General features: G+C 52.7%; 14 protein-coding genes. 11 read left to right on the top strand and 3 right to left on the bottom strand.

Annotation, left to right across the window (positions count from 1 at the left end):
- Positions 1–10 precede the first annotated feature (10 nt).
- From rlmD to eno, 5 genes are all read left to right on the top strand, one after another.
- Positions 11–1,309: a 23S rRNA (uracil(1939)-C(5))-methyltransferase RlmD gene (gene rlmD / locus OGY71_RS17605; RefSeq protein WP_008785684.1), complete on the top strand. Its 1,299-nt coding sequence runs from the start codon at positions 11–13 to the stop codon at positions 1,307–1,309.
- A gap of 100 nt (positions 1,310–1,409) precedes the next feature.
- A complete protein-coding gene (gene relA / locus OGY71_RS17600; protein ID WP_003825690.1) occupies positions 1,410–3,644 on the top strand; it encodes a GTP diphosphokinase in 2,235 nt (744 codons plus the stop codon).
- A 130-nt stretch (positions 3,645–3,774) separates the two neighbouring features.
- Positions 3,775–4,566 carry a nucleoside triphosphate pyrophosphohydrolase gene (gene mazG, locus OGY71_RS17595; RefSeq protein WP_003825693.1) on the top strand — a complete coding sequence of 264 codons (792 nt, stop codon included), beginning with the start codon at positions 3,775–3,777 and terminating at the stop codon, positions 4,564–4,566.
- Between the two features lie 224 nt (positions 4,567–4,790).
- Positions 4,791–6,428, top strand: coding sequence for a glutamine hydrolyzing CTP synthase (pyrG, locus tag OGY71_RS17590; protein WP_003034127.1), 1,638 nt, complete (start codon positions 4,791–4,793; stop codon positions 6,426–6,428).
- Positions 6,429–6,515: 87 nt separating this feature from the next.
- Positions 6,516–7,814, top strand: coding sequence for a phosphopyruvate hydratase (gene eno, locus OGY71_RS17585; protein ID WP_003034129.1), 1,299 nt, complete (start codon positions 6,516–6,518; stop codon positions 7,812–7,814).
- 55 nt (positions 7,815–7,869) lie between these two features.
- Here eno and OGY71_RS17580 read toward each other — a convergent pair whose 3' ends face one another.
- A complete protein-coding gene (locus OGY71_RS17580; protein WP_063940947.1) occupies positions 7,870–8,694 on the bottom strand; it encodes a MurR/RpiR family transcriptional regulator in 825 nt (274 codons plus the stop codon).
- Positions 8,695–8,859: 165 nt separating this feature from the next.
- Here OGY71_RS17580 and OGY71_RS17575 point away from each other — a divergent pair, with 165 nt between their 5' ends.
- The 3 genes from OGY71_RS17575 to queE all read left to right on the top strand — a co-directional run bounded on the left by OGY71_RS17575 (position 8,860) and on the right by queE (position 11,848).
- Positions 8,860–10,416 carry a maltose/glucose-specific PTS transporter subunit IIC gene (locus OGY71_RS17575; RefSeq protein WP_164562510.1) on the top strand — a complete coding sequence of 519 codons (1,557 nt, stop codon included), beginning with the start codon at positions 8,860–8,862 and terminating at the stop codon, positions 10,414–10,416.
- Positions 10,416–11,105 (top strand): N-acetylmannosamine-6-phosphate 2-epimerase, encoded by a 690-nt coding sequence (locus OGY71_RS17570; RefSeq protein ID WP_126317481.1) that lies wholly within the window; start codon positions 10,416–10,418, stop codon positions 11,103–11,105. Before OGY71_RS17575 ends, OGY71_RS17570 begins: the two co-directional genes overlap by 1 nt.
- Before the next feature lie 71 nt (positions 11,106–11,176).
- Positions 11,177–11,848: a 7-carboxy-7-deazaguanine synthase QueE gene (gene queE, locus OGY71_RS17565; RefSeq protein WP_003034139.1), complete on the top strand. Its 672-nt coding sequence runs from the start codon at positions 11,177–11,179 to the stop codon at positions 11,846–11,848.
- A gap of 91 nt (positions 11,849–11,939) precedes the next feature.
- On the opposite strand, the gene queD is transcribed toward queE, so the two are convergent.
- Entirely contained in the window at positions 11,940–12,302 is a 363-nt protein-coding gene (gene queD, locus OGY71_RS17560; protein ID WP_003825707.1) for a 6-carboxytetrahydropterin synthase QueD, read from the bottom strand.
- 305 nt (positions 12,303–12,607) lie between these two features.
- Here queD and cysJ point away from each other — a divergent pair, with 305 nt between their 5' ends.
- The 3 genes from cysJ to cysH all read left to right on the top strand — a co-directional run bounded on the left by cysJ (position 12,608) and on the right by cysH (position 16,955).
- Entirely contained in the window at positions 12,608–14,407 is a 1,800-nt protein-coding gene (cysJ, locus tag OGY71_RS17555; RefSeq protein ID WP_148361526.1) for an NADPH-dependent assimilatory sulfite reductase flavoprotein subunit, read from the top strand.
- Complete coding sequence (cysI, locus tag OGY71_RS17550; RefSeq protein WP_003034148.1) at positions 14,407–16,119, top strand: assimilatory sulfite reductase (NADPH) hemoprotein subunit; 1,713 nt, start codon at positions 14,407–14,409, stop codon at positions 16,117–16,119. The genes cysJ and cysI overlap by 1 nt, the downstream gene beginning before the upstream one ends.
- A gap of 101 nt (positions 16,120–16,220) precedes the next feature.
- Entirely contained in the window at positions 16,221–16,955 is a 735-nt protein-coding gene (gene cysH / locus OGY71_RS17545; protein ID WP_003825712.1) for a phosphoadenosine phosphosulfate reductase, read from the top strand.
- 45 nt (positions 16,956–17,000) lie between these two features.
- Here cysH and OGY71_RS17540 read toward each other — a convergent pair whose 3' ends face one another.
- Positions 17,001–18,044, bottom strand: a complete 1,044-nt coding sequence (locus OGY71_RS17540) for an aminopeptidase (RefSeq protein ID WP_126317484.1) — start codon at positions 18,042–18,044, stop codon at positions 17,001–17,003.
- Positions 18,045–18,078: the final 34 nt, after the last annotated feature.

Here is an 18,078-nt window from a genome sequence, read left to right as displayed (position 1 = left end):
TATCTCGTCGATGGCGCAATTCTACTCTGCAAAACGACGCGTGACGACGCGTCAGATCATAACCGTTACCGTCAATGACCTCGATCCTTTTGGTCAGGGCGTCGCTCGCCATAACGGAAAGGCGTTGTTTATACCGGAATTGCTACCCCAGGAAAGCGCCGAGGTGGTGATTACCGAAGATAAAAAACAGTTTGCCCGCGCGCAAGTAAAACGACGTTTAAACGACAGCCCACAGCGTGAAGTGCCACGTTGCCCGCATTTTGGCGTGTGCGGCGGTTGCCAGCAGCAGCATGCCAGCATCTCATTGCAGCAGCGTAGCAAAAGCGCGGCGTTGTCGCGTTTAATGAAATGTGAGGTGTCGGATGTTATAGCTGATGCCCCGTGGGGCTATCGTCGTCGCGCACGTTTGAGCCTGAACTATCGGCCAAAAGAACAAAAATTGCAGATGGGGTTTCGCAAATCCGGTTCCAGCGACATTATCGATGTCAAACAATGCCCTATTTTGGTGCCCCAGCTTGAGGCGTTATTGCCCCATCTCAGAGCGTGTCTGGAAAGTCTGCAAGGGTTACGCCATCTAGGCCATGTTGAGCTGGTACAGGCGGGAAGCGGAACCCTGATGATTTTGCGCCACACGGCGCCATTGAGTGCTGCGGATAAAGAAAAACTGGAATGCTTTTCGCATTCTCAGGGGCTGTCTTTGTTTCTGGCCCCGCAAAGCGAGATACTGGAATCAATATCAGAAGAATCGCCCTGGTATGACTCAAATGGACTACGGTTAACCTTCAGCCCGCGCGATTTTATTCAGGTCAATGAAGGGGTAAACCAACAAATGGTCGCCCGTGCGCTGGAATGGCTCGATGTACAACCTGAAGATCGTGTACTCGATTTGTTCTGTGGCATGGGCAATTTTACCCTACCGCTGGCAACTCGGGCAGCAAGCGTGGTTGGTGTGGAAGGTGTTCCTGCGTTGGTGGAAAAAGGCCGAGAAAACGCGCTGAATAACGGATTACACAATGTGACATTCTTTCATGAAAACCTTGAGGAAGATGTTACCCGACAGCCGTGGGCGAAAAACGGATTCGACAAAGTATTGCTCGATCCTGCGCGTGCGGGAGCTGCAGGTGTGATGCAACATATTATAAAATTAGAACCTATACGCGTTGTTTATGTATCCTGTAACCCAGCAACGCTGGCTCGTGACAGCGATGCTTTGCTCAACGCTGGATACGCCATACGGCGACTGGCGATGCTCGATATGTTTCCGCACACTGGACACCTGGAATCAATGGTCCTGTTTGAGCGTTTGTAATGAATTTTGTACCCATTGGATTTCGGGTTGTAATGCAGCATGAAAGACAATGGGTAGGGCTTGTCGACTTCGACAGGCCTGGCCCCTTAAGGAGAGGACAATGGTTGCGGTAAGAAGTGCACATATAAATAAAGCTGGTGAGTTTGATCCAAAGAAATGGATCGCGAGTCTGGGGATCTCCAGCCAGCAGTCGTGTGAACGCTTAGCCGAAACCTGGGCGTACTGCCTCCAGCAGACACAGGGGCATCCGGATGCGGATCTGCTGCTGTGGCGTGGCGTGGAGATGGTAGAAATTCTCTCTATGTTGAGCATGGATATCGACACGCTGCGTGCAGCAATGCTGTTCCCTCTGGCTGATGCCAACGTGGTCAGTGAAGACATCCTGCGCGAGAGCGTGGGCAAATCTATTGTTCATCTTATCCACGGTGTGCGTGATATGGCGGCGATACGCCAGCTTAAAGCCACGCATACCGATTCAGTTTCTTCCGAGCAGGTCGATAACGTCCGCCGCATGCTGCTGGCAATGGTAGATGACTTCCGCTGTGTGGTCATCAAGCTGGCAGAGCGGATTGCCCATCTGCGTGAAGTGAAAGACGCGCCGGAAGATGAACGCGTTCTGGCGGCAAAAGAGTGCACCAATATTTATGCGCCGCTGGCCAACCGTTTGGGAATCGGGCAATTAAAATGGGAGCTGGAAGATTATTGCTTCCGTTATCTGCACCCGGCTGAATACAAACGCATAGCCAAGCTGCTGCATGAACGACGTATTGACAGGGAACATTACATTGATGAGTTCGTCGGTCATTTGCGCTCAGAGATGAAAACGGAAGGCGTCAAAGCTGAAGTGTACGGACGTCCGAAGCATATCTACAGCATCTGGCGCAAAATGCAGAAAAAGCAGTTAGCCTTCGATGAACTGTTCGATGTACGCGCAGTGCGTATCGTGGCAGAGCGTTTACAGGACTGCTATGCCGCACTCGGGATAGTACATACTCACTATCGCCATCTGCCGGATGAGTTCGATGATTACGTTGCTAATCCGAAACCCAATGGCTACCAGTCAATCCATACGGTTGTGCTGGGGCCGGGCGGGAAAACCATCGAAATTCAGATCCGTACCAAACAGATGCACGAAGATGCCGAACTGGGCGTCGCGGCGCACTGGAAGTACAAAGAGGGTACCGCTTCAGGCGCGGCGCGTTCTGGTCATGAAGATCGCATTGCGTGGCTGCGTAAGCTGATTGCCTGGCAGGAAGAGATGGCGGATTCCGGTGAAATGCTGGATGAAGTCCGTAGCCAGGTCTTTGATGACCGCGTGTACGTCTTTACGCCAAAAGGCGACGTTGTAGACTTACCTGCGGGCTCCACGCCGCTCGATTTTGCTTACCACATTCATAGCGATGTGGGGCATCGATGCATTGGAGCGAAAATTGGTGGGCGCATTGTACCGTTTACCTACCAGCTGCAGATGGGCGATCAAATTGAAATTATCACCCAGAAACAGCCAAACCCAAGCCGCGACTGGTTGAACCCTAACCTTGGCTACGTAACCACCAGTCGTGGGCGTTCGAAGATCCACGCCTGGTTCCGTAAACAGGACCGCGATAAGAACATCCTTGCAGGTCGCCAGATCCTCGACGATGAGCTGGCGCATTTAGGCATCAGCCTGAAAGAGGCGGAAAAACACCTGCTACCGCGCTACAGCTTCAATGAGCTGGACGAGTTGCTGGCGGCGATTGGTGGGGGAGACATCCGCCTCAACCAAATGGTGAACTTCCTGCAGGCGCAGTTTAATAAGCCAAGCGCTGCCGAACAGGATGCCGCCGCACTGAAACAGCTTCAGCAGAAAACGCAGGCACCGCAGAGTCGTCGTAAAGACGACGGTCGTGTGGTGGTGGAAGGGGTAGGTAACCTGATGCACCACATCGCCCGCTGCTGCCAGCCGATTCCAGGCGATGAGATTGTCGGGTTTATTACCCAGGGACGCGGTATTTCCGTGCACCGGGCGGATTGTGAACAGCTGGCTGAGCTGCGCTCCCATGCGCCGGAACGTATTGTTGATGCGGTCTGGGGCGAAAGCTACTCGGCAGGGTATTCGCTGGTGGTTCGCGTCCAGGCCAACGATCGCAGCGGCTTGTTACGTGATATCACCACGATCCTCGCCAACGAGAAGGTGAACGTGCTGGGAGTTGCCAGCCGAAGTGATACCAAACAACAGCTGGCCACCATCGATATGACCATCGAAATTTATAACCTGCAGGTGCTCGGGCGCGTGCTCGGCAAGCTGAACCAGGTACCGGATGTGATCGACGCACGTCGCTTGCACGGTAATTAATGATTTTGTAGGCCGGATAACCTTGTAGGCCTGATAAGACGCGTTAGCGTTGCCATCAGGCATTGCTATGTTGCTGGATGTCGGTTGTCGCGTTATCCGGTCTACTATATTGAAATTTCAGGACATTCCAATGAATCAAATCGACCGACTGCTCGGTATTATGCAGCGCCTGCGCGACCCGGAAAACGGCTGTCCGTGGGACAAAGAGCAGACATTCTCCACTATTGCTCCTTACACTCTCGAAGAAACCTATGAAGTGCTGGACGCGATTGCGCGTGAAGACTTTGACGACCTGCGCGGAGAGCTGGGCGACCTGCTGTTCCAGGTGGTGTTTTACGCCCAGATGGCGCAGGAAGAAGGACGCTTCAACTTTGATGATATTTGTGCTGCGATAAGCGATAAGCTTGAACGCCGTCATCCACATGTTTTTGCTGATGTTTCTGCCAGTAACAGTACTGAGGTTTTGACCCGCTGGGAAAAAATCAAAAGTGAAGAACGCGCCCAGAAGGCACAGCATTCCGCACTCGACGATATTCCCCGCAGTTTACCGGCATTAATGCGCGCCCAAAAAATCCAGAAACGCTGCTCAAATGTTGGCTTCGACTGGAAAACATTAGGACCGGTTGTCGACAAGGTTTACGAAGAGATCGACGAAGTCATGTTTGAGGCTAAGCAGGCTGTTGTCGACCAGGCTAAACTGGAGGAGGAAATGGGCGATCTGCTGTTTGCTACGGTCAATATGGCCCGGCATTTAGGCACTAAAGCAGAGACCGCATTGCAGAAAGCGAACGAGAAGTTTGAGCGGCGTTTTCGTGAAGTTGAGCGAATTGTGGCTTCGCGCGGTCTGGAAATGACTGGTGTTGATCTGGAAACTATGGAAGAAGTCTGGCAACAGGTAAAACGGCAGGAAATTGATCTCTAAGGGATTTCGTCGGTCAAGGGCGATTTGTGTGATTTTTTAAATAACAAGCGCTTGATTTACGTCAAAAACATTTACCCCAAAGGGGCTATTTTCTCACTCCCGATGTTAATGTGAGCCTGGTGAAGAGGAGGAATAATGAAAGTTTGTGGCGCTCGTCATGTTCGGGTATACTACTTTCCCGTCTTGGTAATTCCATCGTTTCACCCTAACTTCTCAGGTCCAGCATGACAACGAACTATATTTTTGTGACCGGCGGGGTCGTATCCTCTCTGGGAAAAGGCATTGCCGCAGCCTCCCTGGCAGCCATTCTTGAAGCCCGTGGCCTCAATGTAACCATGATGAAACTGGATCCGTACATCAACGTCGATCCAGGTACTATGAGCCCAATCCAACACGGGGAAGTGTTCGTTACCGAAGACGGCGCTGAAACCGACCTGGACCTGGGTCACTATGAGCGTTTCATTCGTACCAAAATGAGCCGCCGCAACAACTTCACTACGGGTCGTATCTACTCCGACGTTCTGCGTAAAGAACGCCGTGGCGACTACCTGGGCGCAACAGTTCAGGTTATCCCGCACATCACGAATGCCATTAAAGAGCGCGTTCTGGAAGGCGGTGAAGGTCATGATGTTGTTCTGGTCGAAATCGGCGGAACCGTTGGGGATATCGAATCTCTGCCGTTCCTTGAAGCGATTCGCCAGATGGCCGTAGAAATTGGCCGTGAGCACACGCTGTTTATGCATCTGACGCTGGTTCCGTACATGGCGGCGGCAGGTGAAGTCAAAACTAAACCGACTCAGCACTCTGTAAAAGAGCTGCTTTCTATCGGTATTCAGCCAGATATCCTGATTTGCCGCTCCGATCGCGCAGTTCCGGCTAATGAACGTGCAAAAATTGCATTGTTCTGTAACGTTCCGGAAAAAGCGGTGATTTCTCTGAAAGATGTCGATTCCATCTATAAAATCCCGGGCCTGTTGAAATCTCAGGGCCTTGACGATTATATTTGTAAACGATTCAGCTTGAACTGTCCGGAAGCTAATCTGTCAGAATGGGAACAGGTTATCTACGAAGAAGCGAATCCGGCAGGCGAAGTGACTATCGGTATGGTCGGCAAGTACATTGAACTGCCGGATGCCTATAAGTCAGTTATCGAAGCGCTGAAGCACGGTGGTCTGAAGAATCGTGTCACCGTCAACATCAAGCTGATCGATTCGCAAGATGTCGAAACGCGTGGCGTTGAGATCCTGAAAGGTCTTGATGCAATCCTGATCCCTGGCGGCTTCGGCTACCGCGGTGTTGAAGGTAAAATCGCGACGGCGCGTTTTGCGCGTGAGAACAATATTCCTTATCTGGGCATTTGCCTGGGTATGCAGGTTGCGTTGATTGAGTTTGCACGTAACGTAGTGGGTATGGACAACGCCAACTCCACGGAATTTGTGCCAGACTGTAAGTACCCGGTGGTGGCCCTGATTACCGAATGGCGCGATGAAGACGGCAACGTCGAAGTCCGTACAGAGAAGAGCGATCTGGGCGGCACAATGCGCCTTGGCGCGCAGCAGTGTCAGTTGAGCGACGATAGCCTGGTTCGTCAACTGTACGGCGCGCCGACAATTGTTGAACGCCATCGCCACCGTTATGAAGTCAACAATATGCTGTTGAAACAGATTGAAGCTGCGGGTCTGCGTATTGCAGGCCGTTCCGGTGATGATCAGTTGGTCGAGATCATTGAGGTACCGAATCATCCGTGGTTCGTGGCCTGTCAGTTCCACCCGGAATTTACTTCCACGCCACGTGATGGGCACCCGCTGTTTGCCGGCTTTGTGAAAGCCGCCAGTGAACATCAGAAGCGTCAGGCGAAGTAAGAAGTAAATAAGTTAGAACGGCAATGCACCCATTAGGGTGCATTGTTTGTCTGGAGTTTTAGTTTAACTTGTACTGAGGAAAATCTAATGTCCAAAATCGTTAAAATCATCGGTCGTGAAATCATCGACTCCCGTGGTAACCCGACTGTTGAAGCCGAAGTACACCTGGAAGGTGGTTTCGTTGGTATGGCAGCAGCTCCGTCAGGTGCTTCTACTGGTTCCCGCGAAGCACTGGAACTGCGCGATGGCGACAAATCCCGTTTCATGGGTAAAGGCGTACTGAAAGCTGTTGCAGCTGTTAACGGCCCAATTGCTCAGGCTCTGCTGGGTAAAGATGCTAAAGATCAGGCTGGCATCGACAAGATCATGATCGATCTGGACGGTACTGAAAACAAATCCAACTTCGGTGCAAACGCCATCCTGGCTGTGTCCCTGGCGAACGCCAAAGCAGCAGCAGCTGCAAAAGGCCTGCCGCTGTATGCACACATCGCTGAACTGAACGGTACTCCGGGTAAATACTCCATGCCGGTTCCGATGATGAACATCATCAACGGTGGTGAGCACGCTGACAACAACGTCGACATCCAGGAATTCATGATTCAGCCGGTTGGCGCTAAGACTCTGAAAGAAGCCGTTCGTATGGGTTCTGAAGTGTTCCACAACCTGGCTAAAGTTCTGAAAGCTAAAGGTATGAACACTGCAGTTGGTGACGAAGGTGGCTACGCGCCGAACCTGGGTTCCAACGCTGAAGCTCTGGCTGTAATCGCTGAAGCGGTTAAAGCAGCTGGCTACGAGCTGGGCAAAGACATCACCCTGGCGATGGACTGTGCAGCTTCTGAATTCTACAAAGACGGTAAATACGTTCTGGCTGGCGAAGGCAACAAAGCATTCACCTCCGAAGAATTCACTCACTTCCTGGAAGAACTGACCAAACAGTACCCGATCGTGTCCATCGAAGATGGTCTGGACGAGTCTGACTGGGACGGTTTCGCATACCAGACTAAAGTACTGGGCGACAAAATCCAGCTGGTTGGTGACGATCTGTTCGTAACTAACACCAAGATCCTGAAAGAAGGCATCGAAAAAGGCATCGTTAACTCCATCCTGATCAAATTCAACCAGATCGGTTCTCTGACCGAAACTCTGGCTGCGATCAAAATGGCGAAAGACGCTGGCTACACCGCTGTCATCTCTCACCGTTCTGGCGAAACTGAAGACGCTACCATCGCTGACCTGGCTGTTGGTACCGCTGCAGGCCAGATCAAAACTGGTTCTATGAGCCGTTCTGACCGCGTTGCTAAGTACAACCAGCTGATTCGTATCGAAGAAGCTCTGGGTGAACAAGCACCGTACAACGGTCGTAAAGAGATCAAAGGTCAGGCGTAATCCTGTTCTTTAACTCTTAACGTAAAAACCCGCTGCGGCGGGTTTTTTTATGCCCTTAAAGCAGTAGAGGAAGGGTTGCGCTGGCGGTTTGCTGGCTCACATCACTGTACTTTTCATCCAGAGCAATCAGCGACGTAGTCAGTAGTTCTACCAACAGCATCACTCCCACCTTGGCGTTTAGCGCGCCAGCACTCAACGGACCTTCTGGTTTGGCTGCGACCAGTTGAATATCGCTTAGCGAAGCCAACGGGCTGCGCGGCGTATTACTTAACGCCAGTACGCGCACGCCTTGCTTACGCGCCAGTTTAACGACATGCAGTAGATCGCGCGTCGAACCTGAACTGGAAATCGCTACCACCAGCGTGTCTTTGTTAAGCGTTGTGGCGTTCATGGCTGCACGATGCATGTCACTGAACAATTGTGCAGGTTTGCCGAGGCGCAGGAGTTTGTAATGTAAATACTCCCCCAGAATAGCGCTGGCCGCTACGCCATAAATCTGTACCGACTGGGCCTGATGCAGTGCCAAAGCGGCGGATTCCAGTAATGTCCTGTCGAGTAATTTTGCTGTGTCCTGCAACGCTTGTACGGATTCATTGACCACATTGTCAATTTCATCCCCGCTGTGCTCTACCGGCTGTCCTTGCTGGAGATCGAGTGCCAGCGCCATTTTGAATTCGTTATAACCCTTACACCCAAGTGCGCGGCACAGACGTGTGACGCTCGCCTCGCTGGTGTCGCTTTCACGCGCCAGTTCGGTAATCGTCAGGTAGACAACTTTTGCCGGATCGCTGAGCACAAACTCTCCCAGCTTCTGCTGTGTTCGGCTATATCCGTCAACGCCCTGGCGCAATCTCAGCAGCAGGTTTTCATTTTCTGACATGCAAAATCCTTAATGCGTTTCTCTGTTGATAGTGTGGCGGAAAGCAGGGGAGAGATGCCAGTCATTTTAAAAAAGTATGATCGGCTTCCTGGATTTTGATGATAATTTTCATTATCTATATTAAATATGGTAAAAATTTTCATCATTAATCGGAGAGATGAAAAAATGATGCAAATGTTTAGCGGCGCTTCATCGGGCGCATGGTTCGAAAAGGCACAGCGGTTCGGCAAATCGTTCATGCTGCCGATTGCGGTACTGCCTGCTGCGGGGCTGTTGTTAGGGATTGGCGGCGCGCTGTCGAATCCAAACACATTGACTGCTTATCCATTTTTGGACGTTGACTGGTTACAGGCAATTTTCACGATCATGACCAGCGCAGGTTCTATTGTGTTTGCCAACCTGTCGGTGCTTTTTGCGGTAGGTGTCGCAGTAGGACTGGCGAAAACGGATAAAGGCACCGCCGGGCTTGCGGCATTGCTGGCATTTCTGGTGATGAACGCCACCATCAACGCTTTATTGACGCTCAACGGAACGCTGGCGCACGAGAATCCCGGTGCCGTAGGCCAGGGGATGACGCTGGGTATTCAGACACTGGAAACGGGTGTGTTCGGTGGGGTGGTGATTGGGCTTGTCACCTGCGCGCTGCATAGCCGTTTCAATAAAGTCTCATTACCTCAGTTCCTTGGTTTCTTCAGCGGTTCGCGCTTTGTACCGATTATTAGCTCCCTTGCCGCGATTGTCGTGGGTGCGGTCATGACGGTGGTTTGGCCGCATTTCCAGAAACTCATTTTTGGACTGGGTGGTCTGGTGGATGCGACAGGCTATCTGGGGACGCTGTTGTATGGCTTCATCCTGCGTATGCTTGGCCCACTGGGTTTACACCATATCTTTTATTTGCCGTTTTGGACGACAGCGCTTGGCGGAAGTGAAATCGTCAACGGCCAGTTAGTTGAAGGTACTCAGCGTATTTTCTTCGCGCAACTTGCCGATCCGAATACGCAGCAGTTCTATGCGGGCACCTCGCGCTTTATGTCCGGGCGCTTCATCACCATGATGTTTGGCCTGCTTGGCGCATGTCTGGCGATGTACCACACCGCCAGGCCTGAGAACAGAAAACTTGTCGCTGGTCTGCTGTTGTCAGCGGCCCTGACCTCTTTCCTGACAGGTATCACTGAGCCTATCGAGTTCTCCTTCCTGTTTGTCGCACCCGTGTTATACGTCATTCACGCCTTCTTCGATGGTCTGGCGTTTATGATGGCGCATATTTTACATATCACCATCGGGCAAACCTTTTCGGGTGGGCTTATCGATTTCCTCCTTTTCGGCGTGCTACAGGGGGAAGCTAAAACCAACTGGACGTACGTCCCCATGGTGGGGATCCCGTGGTTCTTCCTTTACTACTTCACCTTCCGCTATTTGATTAACCGCTTTAACTGGTTGACACCAGGTCGTGAAAACGCAGCGCCGACTGAATCCGGCCTGCCGCAGAGTGAGCGAGCTGCGGCAGTGATCGCCGGGCTGGGAGGCAAAGAGAATCTGGAAGAGGTGGATTGTTGCGCCACACGCCTGCGCGTGACGGTGAAAGAGAGCAGCAAGGTCGATGAAGCGGCGCTGAAAGCGACCGGAGCCCGTGGCGTCATTATTCGCGGCAACGGGGTTCAGGTGATTTATGGCCCGCATGTCACCATCATTAAAAACGAAGTCGAAGAGATCTTATCGTAATGAAAACTGTACTGGATTCCCTGAAAGGTAAATTAATTGTCTCCTGTCAGGCGCTGGAAAATGAGCCCCTGCACAGCCCGTTTATTATGTCACGTATGGCGCTGGCGGCAGCGCAGGGCGGTGCGGTAGGTATTCGTGCGAACAGCGTGGTGGACATTCGCGCGATCAAAGAGAGCGTCTCCCTGCCGGTGATTGGGATTATCAAGCGTGATTATCCGGGTAGCGATGTGTTTATCACGGCCACTTTACAGGAAGTCGATGAACTGATGACCGTTGAGCCGGAAATTATTGCTCTGGATGCGACAGCGCGCCCGCGCCCCGGTGGGCAATCGCTGGAAGAACTGGTCACGCAAATCCGCGCTCGCTATCCGTCCGTACTGCTGATGGCGGATATTGCCACCGTAGACGAAGCGGCGACCGCCGAGCGCCTGGGTTTTGACTGTGTGGGCACCACGCTCTACGGGTATACCGCTGACACTGCCGGGCATGTGCTGGCGGAAAACGACTGCGGTTTTTTACGTGATGTGTTGGCTGCGGTCAGCGTCCCGGTTGTGGCGGAAGGGAACGTTGATACCCCTGAACGTGCTGCACGATGCCTGGCATTAGGCGCTCATACCGTGGTGGTTGGTGGAGCTATCACGCGCCCGCAGCAGATAACGGCACGCTTTGTCGCGGCGATCGCCTCGTAAAGCATCGATGGGGCATGATACTTTGGCGGGGATCTGCGATAATTATCGTTTATCCCCATATTGAGAGCGCTATGCAGTACCCGATTAACGAGATGTTCCAGACCCTGCAAGGTGAGGGTTACTTTACCGGCGTCCCCGCCATTTTTATTCGTTTACAGGGATGCCCGGTTGGCTGTGCCTGGTGCGATACCAAACACACCTGGGATAAGCTTGAGGATCGGGAAGTCTCCCTGTACAGCATCCTGGCCAAGACCAAAGAAAGCGATAAATGGGGCGCTGCGAGCAGCGAAGATCTGCTGGCGGTCATTTCGCGTCAGGGCTATACCGCCCGTCACGTGGTGATCACTGGTGGTGAGCCCTGCATTCATGACCTGATGCCGCTGACTGACCTGCTGGAAAAGAACGGCTTTAGCTGCCAGATTGAGACCAGCGGCACGCACGAAGTACGCTGTACGCCGAATACCTGGGTGACCGTATCGCCGAAGGTGAATATGCGCGGTGGCTATGATGTGCTGTCACAGGCACTGGAGCGCGCGAATGAAATCAAGCATCCGGTTGGCCGTGTCCGCGATATTGAAGCGCTGGATGAACTGCTGGCGACGTTGAGTGACGATAAACCGCGAATCATCGCCTTACAGCCAATCAGCCAGAAAGAGGATGCGACGCGTTTGTGCATTGATACCTGTATTGCGCGAAACTGGCGTCTGTCGATGCAAACCCATAAGTATCTGAATATTGCCTGATAACTGTGCCGGGGGCGTTTCGCTTACCCGGCCATAGTTTATTGCTCAATGCAGGCCGGAGAAGATGCGTTGCCATCCGGCAAGCCTACAATCACTCGCCGCGATAAACGCAGCCCGCTGTGCAGGTCTCTTTCACCATTACAGCACTCAGCAGAGGGACCACAGGTTTAACCTGATCCCAAATCCATTTGGCCAGCACTTCGCTGGTTGGATTTTCTAAGCCAGGAATATCGTTCAAATAGTAGTGATCGAGTCTGTCGTAAGTCGGCTTAAACGCGGCTTTTAACTCAGCAAAATCCATGATCCAACCGGTATGCGGATCGACTTCACCGGTAATTTCAAGACGCACCATAAATGAGTGACCATGCAGGCGGCCACACTTATGCCCTTCCGGTACATGCGGCAGGTGGTGAGCGGCTTCGAAGGTGAAATCTTTAAACAAGGTGGTGGACATTATTTACTCTCAAGAATGCGAAAAACCGCGGTAGGGTACCGTAAAGAGGAAATTTTATCATTATTTAAAAGGGTGCTGAGTATCAGAACGATTCATTCATGACGTTAATATTTGGTAATTTTTTATATATCAAATGCTTATATAATCTGTTTTGCAGTTAATAACTATAACTAAAACAGGTTAGTCCATTTGGTTATTTGTTATTTCCATCCCTTCTTTAGTTGTTACTATCCCCGCCGTTAACCTTATCTTCAGTTTGGGTTTTATTGCTGAAATCCGCTTTGCTTACTGGAACATGACAACGCATGACGACACAGGCCCCACCTTCCGCTTTGCTACCGCTAAACCCGGAGCAACTGGCACGCCTTCAGGCGGCCACGACCGATTTCACTCCCGCACAGCTTGCGTGGGTTTCTGGCTATTTTTGGGGCGTGCTGAATCAGCAGCCTGGCAGCAACGCGGTGGCGCCTGCGCCTGTCGCTGAAATGCCAGGCATTACGCTTATCTCCGCCTCACAAACCGGTAATGCGCGCCGTGTGGCGGAAGCCCTGCGCGATGATCTGATCGCCGCGAAGCTCAACGTCACTCTCATCAACGCTGGCGACTATAAATTCAAACAAATCGCCAATGAAAAACTGCTGATCGTGGTGGCGTCAACGCAAGGGGAAGGTGAGCCGGCGGAAGAAGCCGTGGCGTTGCATAAATTCCTGTTCTCGAAAAAAGCGCCAAAGCTTGATAACACTGCTTTTGCCGTGTTTGGTCTTGGCGACACCTCTTATGAGTTTTTCTGCCAGGCAGGAAAAGACTTCGATACCAAATTGGCTGAGCTGGGCGGTGAACGTCTGCTCGATCGTGTAGATGCCGACGTCGAATACCAGGCCGCCGCTGCGCAGTGGCGTGCTCGCCTCGTTGATGTCCTGAAAGCGCGTGCGCCTGCGGCACCGTCTGTGCAAGTTGCCGCGAGTGGTGCAGTAAATGAAGTACACACCAGCCCATACACCAAAGAAGCGCCGCTGACGGCGTCGCTTGCGGTGAATCAGAAAATTACCGGCCGCGACTCTGAAAAAGACGTGCGCCATATTGAGATTGATTTAGGCGATTCCGGCCTGCGTTATCAACCGGGCGATGCGCTGGGCGTCTGGTATCAGAATGACCCGGCTCTGGTTAAAGAACTGGTTGAACTGCTGTGGCTGAAAGGTGATGAGCCGGTCACGGTTGAAGGCAAAACCCTGTCGCTTGCTGAAGCGTTGCAGTGGCATTTCGAGCTGACGGTTAACACCGGCAATATCGTAGAAAACTATGCCACCTTAACCCGCAGCGAAACTTTGCTGCCGTTAGTGGGTGACAAAGCACAGTTGCAGCATTACGCCGCAACCACGCCCATCGTCGATATGGTGCGCTTCTCTCCGGCGCAACTGGATGCTCAGGCGTTAGTTGATCTTCTGCGTCCGCTGACGCCGCGTTTGTACTCCATTGCTTCTTCCCAGGCGGAAGTGGAAAGCGAAGTGCACGTTACCGTGGGTGTGGTGCGTTATGAGATAGAAGGTCGCGCCCGTGCTGGTGGTGCTTCCAGTTTCCTTGCCGACCGCGTGGAAGAAGAAGGTGAAGTTCGTGTGTTCATTGAACACAACGACAACTTCCGTCTGCCGGCGAACCCGCAGACGCCGGTAATTATGATTGGACCGGGTACGGGGATTGCGCCGTTCCGTGCATTCATGCAGCAACGTGCGGCTGACGGAGCCGAAGGCAAAAACTGGCTGTTTTTTGGTAACCCACACTTTACCGAAGATTTCCTGTATCAGGTGGAATGGCAGCGTTACGTCAAAGAGGGCGTACTGAGCCGTATCGATCTCGCCTGGTCCCGCGATCAAAAAGAAAAAGTCTACGTACAAGATAAACTGCGCCAACAGGGCGCGGAACTGTGGCGCTGGATTAACGACGGTGCGCACATTTATGTCTGCGGCGACGCCAATCGCATGGCGAAAGACGTTGAGCAGGCGTTGTTGGAAGTGATTGCCGAATTCGGTGGTATGGATATCGAAGCGGCGGATGAATTTTTAAGTGAGCTGCGCATTGAGCGCCGTTATCAGCGAGATGTCTACTAATGAGCGAAAAACATCCAGGACCATTGGTGGTCGAAGGCAAACTGTCCGACGCTGAGCGTATGAAGCTGGAAAGCAACTATCTGCGCGGTACCATTGCCGAAGATTTAAACGACGGCCTGACCGGCGGGTTTAAAGGCGACAACTTCCTGCTGATCCGTTTTCACGGTATGTACCAGCAGGATGACCGTGATATCCGCGCCGAACGTGCCGAGCAAAAGCTGGAGCCGCGTCACGCGATGCTGCTGCGCTGTCGTCTGCCGGGGGGGGTGATCACCACCAAGCAGTGGCAGGCGATCGATAAGTTCGCCCATGACAACACCATTTACGGCAGCATTCGTCTGACCAACCGTCAGACCTTCCAGTTTCACGGCATTCTGAAGAAGAACGTTAAGCCGGTACACCAGATGCTGCATTCCGTCGGGCTTGACGCTTTGGCGACCGCCAACGACATGAACCGTAACGTGCTGTGCACCTCCAACCCGTATGAATCTGAGCTGCACGCGGAAGCCTACGAGTGGGCGAAAAAGATCTCCGAACATCTGCTGCCGCGAACCCGCGCCTATGCAGAGATCTGGCTGGATCAGGAAAAAGTCGCGACCACCGACGAAGAGCCGATCCTCGGTCAAACCTATCTGCCGCGTAAGTTTAAAACCACGGTCGTGATCCCACCGCAGAACGACATCGATCTGCACGCCAACGACATGAACTTCGTGGCGATTGCGGAAAACGGCAAGCTGGTGGGCTTTAATCTGCTGGTGGGCGGTGGTTTGTCGATTGAGCACGGCAATAAGAAAACCTATGCCCGTACGGCAAGCGAGTTTGGTTATCTGCCGCTTGAGCATACGCTGGCCGTGGCTGAGGCGGTGGTGACCACGCAGCGTGACTGGGGTAACCGTACCGATCGTAAAAACGCGAAAACCAAATACACGCTGGAACGCGTAGGCGTTGAGACCTTTAAAGCTGAAGTTGAGCGCCGCGCGGGGATCAAATTTGAGCCGATCCGCCCGTACGAGTTTACCGGTCGCGGCGATCGTATCGGCTGGGTGAAAGGGATCGACAATAAATGGCACCTGACGTTGTTTATTGAAAACGGCCGTATCCTCGATTATCCGGGCCGACCGCTGAAAACCGGTCTGCTTGAGATCGCGAAGATCCACAAAGGTGAGTTCCGCATTACCGCGAACCAGAACCTGATCATTGCCGGTGTTCCTGAGAGTGAAAAGGCGAAGATCGAAAAGATTGCGCAGAAGAGTGGCTTAATGAACGCGGTCACTCCGCAGCGTGAAAACTCGATGGCCTGCGTCTCGTTCCCGACCTGTCCGCTGGCGATGGCGGAAGCTGAGCGCTTCCTGCCAACGTTTATCGACAACATCGACACGCTGATGGCGAAGCACAGCCTGAGTGATGAAAACATTGTCATGCGTGTGACCGGCTGCCCGAACGGTTGTGGTCGTGCGATGCTGGCGGAAGTTGGTCTGGTGGGTAAAGCTCCTGGGCGTTACAACCTCCATTTAGGGGGCAACCGTATCGGAACCCGTATTCCCCGAATGTTTAAAGAGAACATCACCGAGCCGGAAATTCTGGCATCGCTGGATGAACTGATTGGGCGCTGGGCGAAAGAGCGCGAAGCGGGTGAAGGCTTCGGCGACTTTACGGTGCGTGCGGGCATTATTCGCCCGGTGCTCGATCCAGCGCGTGATTTCTGGGAATAACCTGAATTGCCGGATGGCGGCATAAATGCCTTATCCGGCCTACAGCCTGCGTAGGCCTGATAAGCGAAGCGCCATCAGGCAAGGCATACAGTGAGGAACTTATGTCCCAACTCGATCTAAACAAGCTAAACGAACTGCCAAAAGTGGATCGCGTATTAGCGCTGGCCGAAACCAACGCCCAGCTGGAAAAACTGAGCGCCGAGGATCGCGTAGCGTGGGCGCTGGAAAACCTGCCTGGTGAATATGTACTGTCATCAAGTTTTGGTATCCAGGCGGCAGTGAGCCTGCATCTGGTAAATCAGATTCGCCCGGATATCCCGGTGATCCTCACCGATACTGGCTACCTGTTCCCGGAAACCTATCAGTTTATTGATGAGTTAACGGACAAGCTTAAGCTTAATCTGCAAGTCTACCGGGCGAAGGAAAGTGCGGCCTGGCAGGAAGCGCGCTACGGCAAACTGTGGGAGCAGGGCGTTGAAGGTATTGAAAAATACAATGACATCAACAAAGTCGAGCCGATGAACCGGGCGCTGCAGGAGCTGAACGCGCAAACCTGGTTTGCCGGTCTGCGTCGAGAGCAATCGGGCAGTCGTGCGCATTTGCCGGTGCTGGCTATCCAGCGCGGTGTGTTTAAAGTTCTGCCGATCATCGACTGGGATAACCGTACGGTTTACCAGTATCTGCAAAAACACGGTTTGAAATACCATCCGTTGTGGGATCAGGGCTATCTGTCGGTAGGCGATACCCACACCACCCGCAAATGGGAACCGGGTATGGCGGAAGAAGAGACGCGTTTCTTCGGATTGAAGCGTGAGTGCGGACTGCACGAAGGGTAACAGGAAAGGGGGCCGGTAAGATTTACATCCTACCGGATCCCTTCTTCAGGATTTACCCGCTTTTGCCAGTTCTTTTACCAGTGGCAGCATAATGCGTACCACGTCGCGGCTACGGTGCTCTATCCGGCCCGGTAACGCTTTATCGATATGCTGCTGGTTATCCAGTCGCACATCGTGCCAGCTGTTGCCTGCCGGGAATGAGGCGCTTTTGGCGCGCTGCTGATAGCCATCTTTCTTGCCCAGGTTCCAGTTGGTCGCTTCAACGGAGAGAACGGCAATCCCCGCGTTGTCGAAGACCTCTGCATCGTTACAACATCCAGTGCCTTTCGGATAGTCTTTGTTCAGACCTGGATTGGTGCTGGCAACGATACCGCGGCTGTGCGCGATAGCCAGTGCCCGGTCGCGCGTCAGTTTTCGCACCGCTTCCGGGGTTTTCTTACCGCTATTGAAATAGAGCTTATCGCCGACGATCAGATTATCGAGGTTGATAACCAGCAGCGTGTTTTTCTTCTCGGCGGCGCTCATTCGCTTCAGGATGTTCTCCGCGCCCAGTTTGCCTTCTTCCTCGCCGCTGGTGGCGATAAATCGAATACCGTATTGCGTCGGCACGTTTTTTAGTTTTTCTGCCAGTTCCAGCATTACGCCAACACCTGCGGCGTTGTCATCGATACCTTGCAGGGTTAATCCACCCAGATTGGCATCGGAATCGGCGTCGCTTTGTGCGGCGTAGGTGTCGAGGTGCGCCATAATAATAATCTGCTGCGGCGCTTTACCTTCATGTGCTGCAATAACGGTGCTTCCCGTTACGTTATGCCAGTTTTTACGGTTATCTTTGGCGGTATAAACATAACGGCTATTAAACGTCCGAATATCGCTGCTATAGCCCATCTGCTGAAATTGTTGACGTATATAATCAGCAGACAACATTTCAGCCGGAGATCCCGTCACGCGGCCAGGGAAAAACGTTGCGATATATCGAGCCTGGGTATTTGCGATATCTCCGGGCTGCGAAGATGTTGCCTGTGCGGGAAGGATGAAGCACGCGCCGAGCGCCAGGGCGGTAGTCAGGTGGCGCGATGCGAGAAACATAATGAGTCCTTAAGAGCCTATCCCATTTGGCTAT

It is taken from the genome of Citrobacter sp. Cpo109 (assembly GCF_030332565.1).
Lineage (GTDB): Bacteria > Pseudomonadota > Gammaproteobacteria > Enterobacterales > Enterobacteriaceae > Citrobacter > Citrobacter portucalensis.
Note: the sequence above shows the minus strand (reverse complement) of the source record. Positions and strands in the feature narration are given on the sequence as shown.

Coding starts and splice junctions, on each gene's coding strand:
- rlmD (WP_008785684.1), top strand. CDS start 11: ATGGCGCAATTCTACTCTGCAAAACGACGCGTGACGACGCGTCAGATC.
- relA (WP_003825690.1), top strand. CDS start 1,410: ATGGTTGCGGTAAGAAGTGCACATATAAATAAAGCTGGTGAGTTTGAT.
- mazG (WP_003825693.1), top strand. CDS start 3,775: ATGAATCAAATCGACCGACTGCTCGGTATTATGCAGCGCCTGCGCGAC.
- pyrG (WP_003034127.1), top strand. CDS start 4,791: ATGACAACGAACTATATTTTTGTGACCGGCGGGGTCGTATCCTCTCTG.
- eno (WP_003034129.1), top strand. CDS start 6,516: ATGTCCAAAATCGTTAAAATCATCGGTCGTGAAATCATCGACTCCCGT.
- OGY71_RS17580 (WP_063940947.1), bottom strand. CDS start 8,694: ATGTCAGAAAATGAAAACCTGCTGCTGAGATTGCGCCAGGGCGTTGAC.
- OGY71_RS17575 (WP_164562510.1), top strand. CDS start 8,860: ATGATGCAAATGTTTAGCGGCGCTTCATCGGGCGCATGGTTCGAAAAG.
- OGY71_RS17570 (WP_126317481.1), top strand. CDS start 10,416: ATGAAAACTGTACTGGATTCCCTGAAAGGTAAATTAATTGTCTCCTGT.
- queE (WP_003034139.1), top strand. CDS start 11,177: ATGCAGTACCCGATTAACGAGATGTTCCAGACCCTGCAAGGTGAGGGT.
- queD (WP_003825707.1), bottom strand. CDS start 12,302: ATGTCCACCACCTTGTTTAAAGATTTCACCTTCGAAGCCGCTCACCAC.
- cysJ (WP_148361526.1), top strand. CDS start 12,608: ATGACGACACAGGCCCCACCTTCCGCTTTGCTACCGCTAAACCCGGAG.
- cysI (WP_003034148.1), top strand. CDS start 14,407: ATGAGCGAAAAACATCCAGGACCATTGGTGGTCGAAGGCAAACTGTCC.
- cysH (WP_003825712.1), top strand. CDS start 16,221: ATGTCCCAACTCGATCTAAACAAGCTAAACGAACTGCCAAAAGTGGAT.
- OGY71_RS17540 (WP_126317484.1), bottom strand. CDS start 18,044: ATGTTTCTCGCATCGCGCCACCTGACTACCGCCCTGGCGCTCGGCGCG.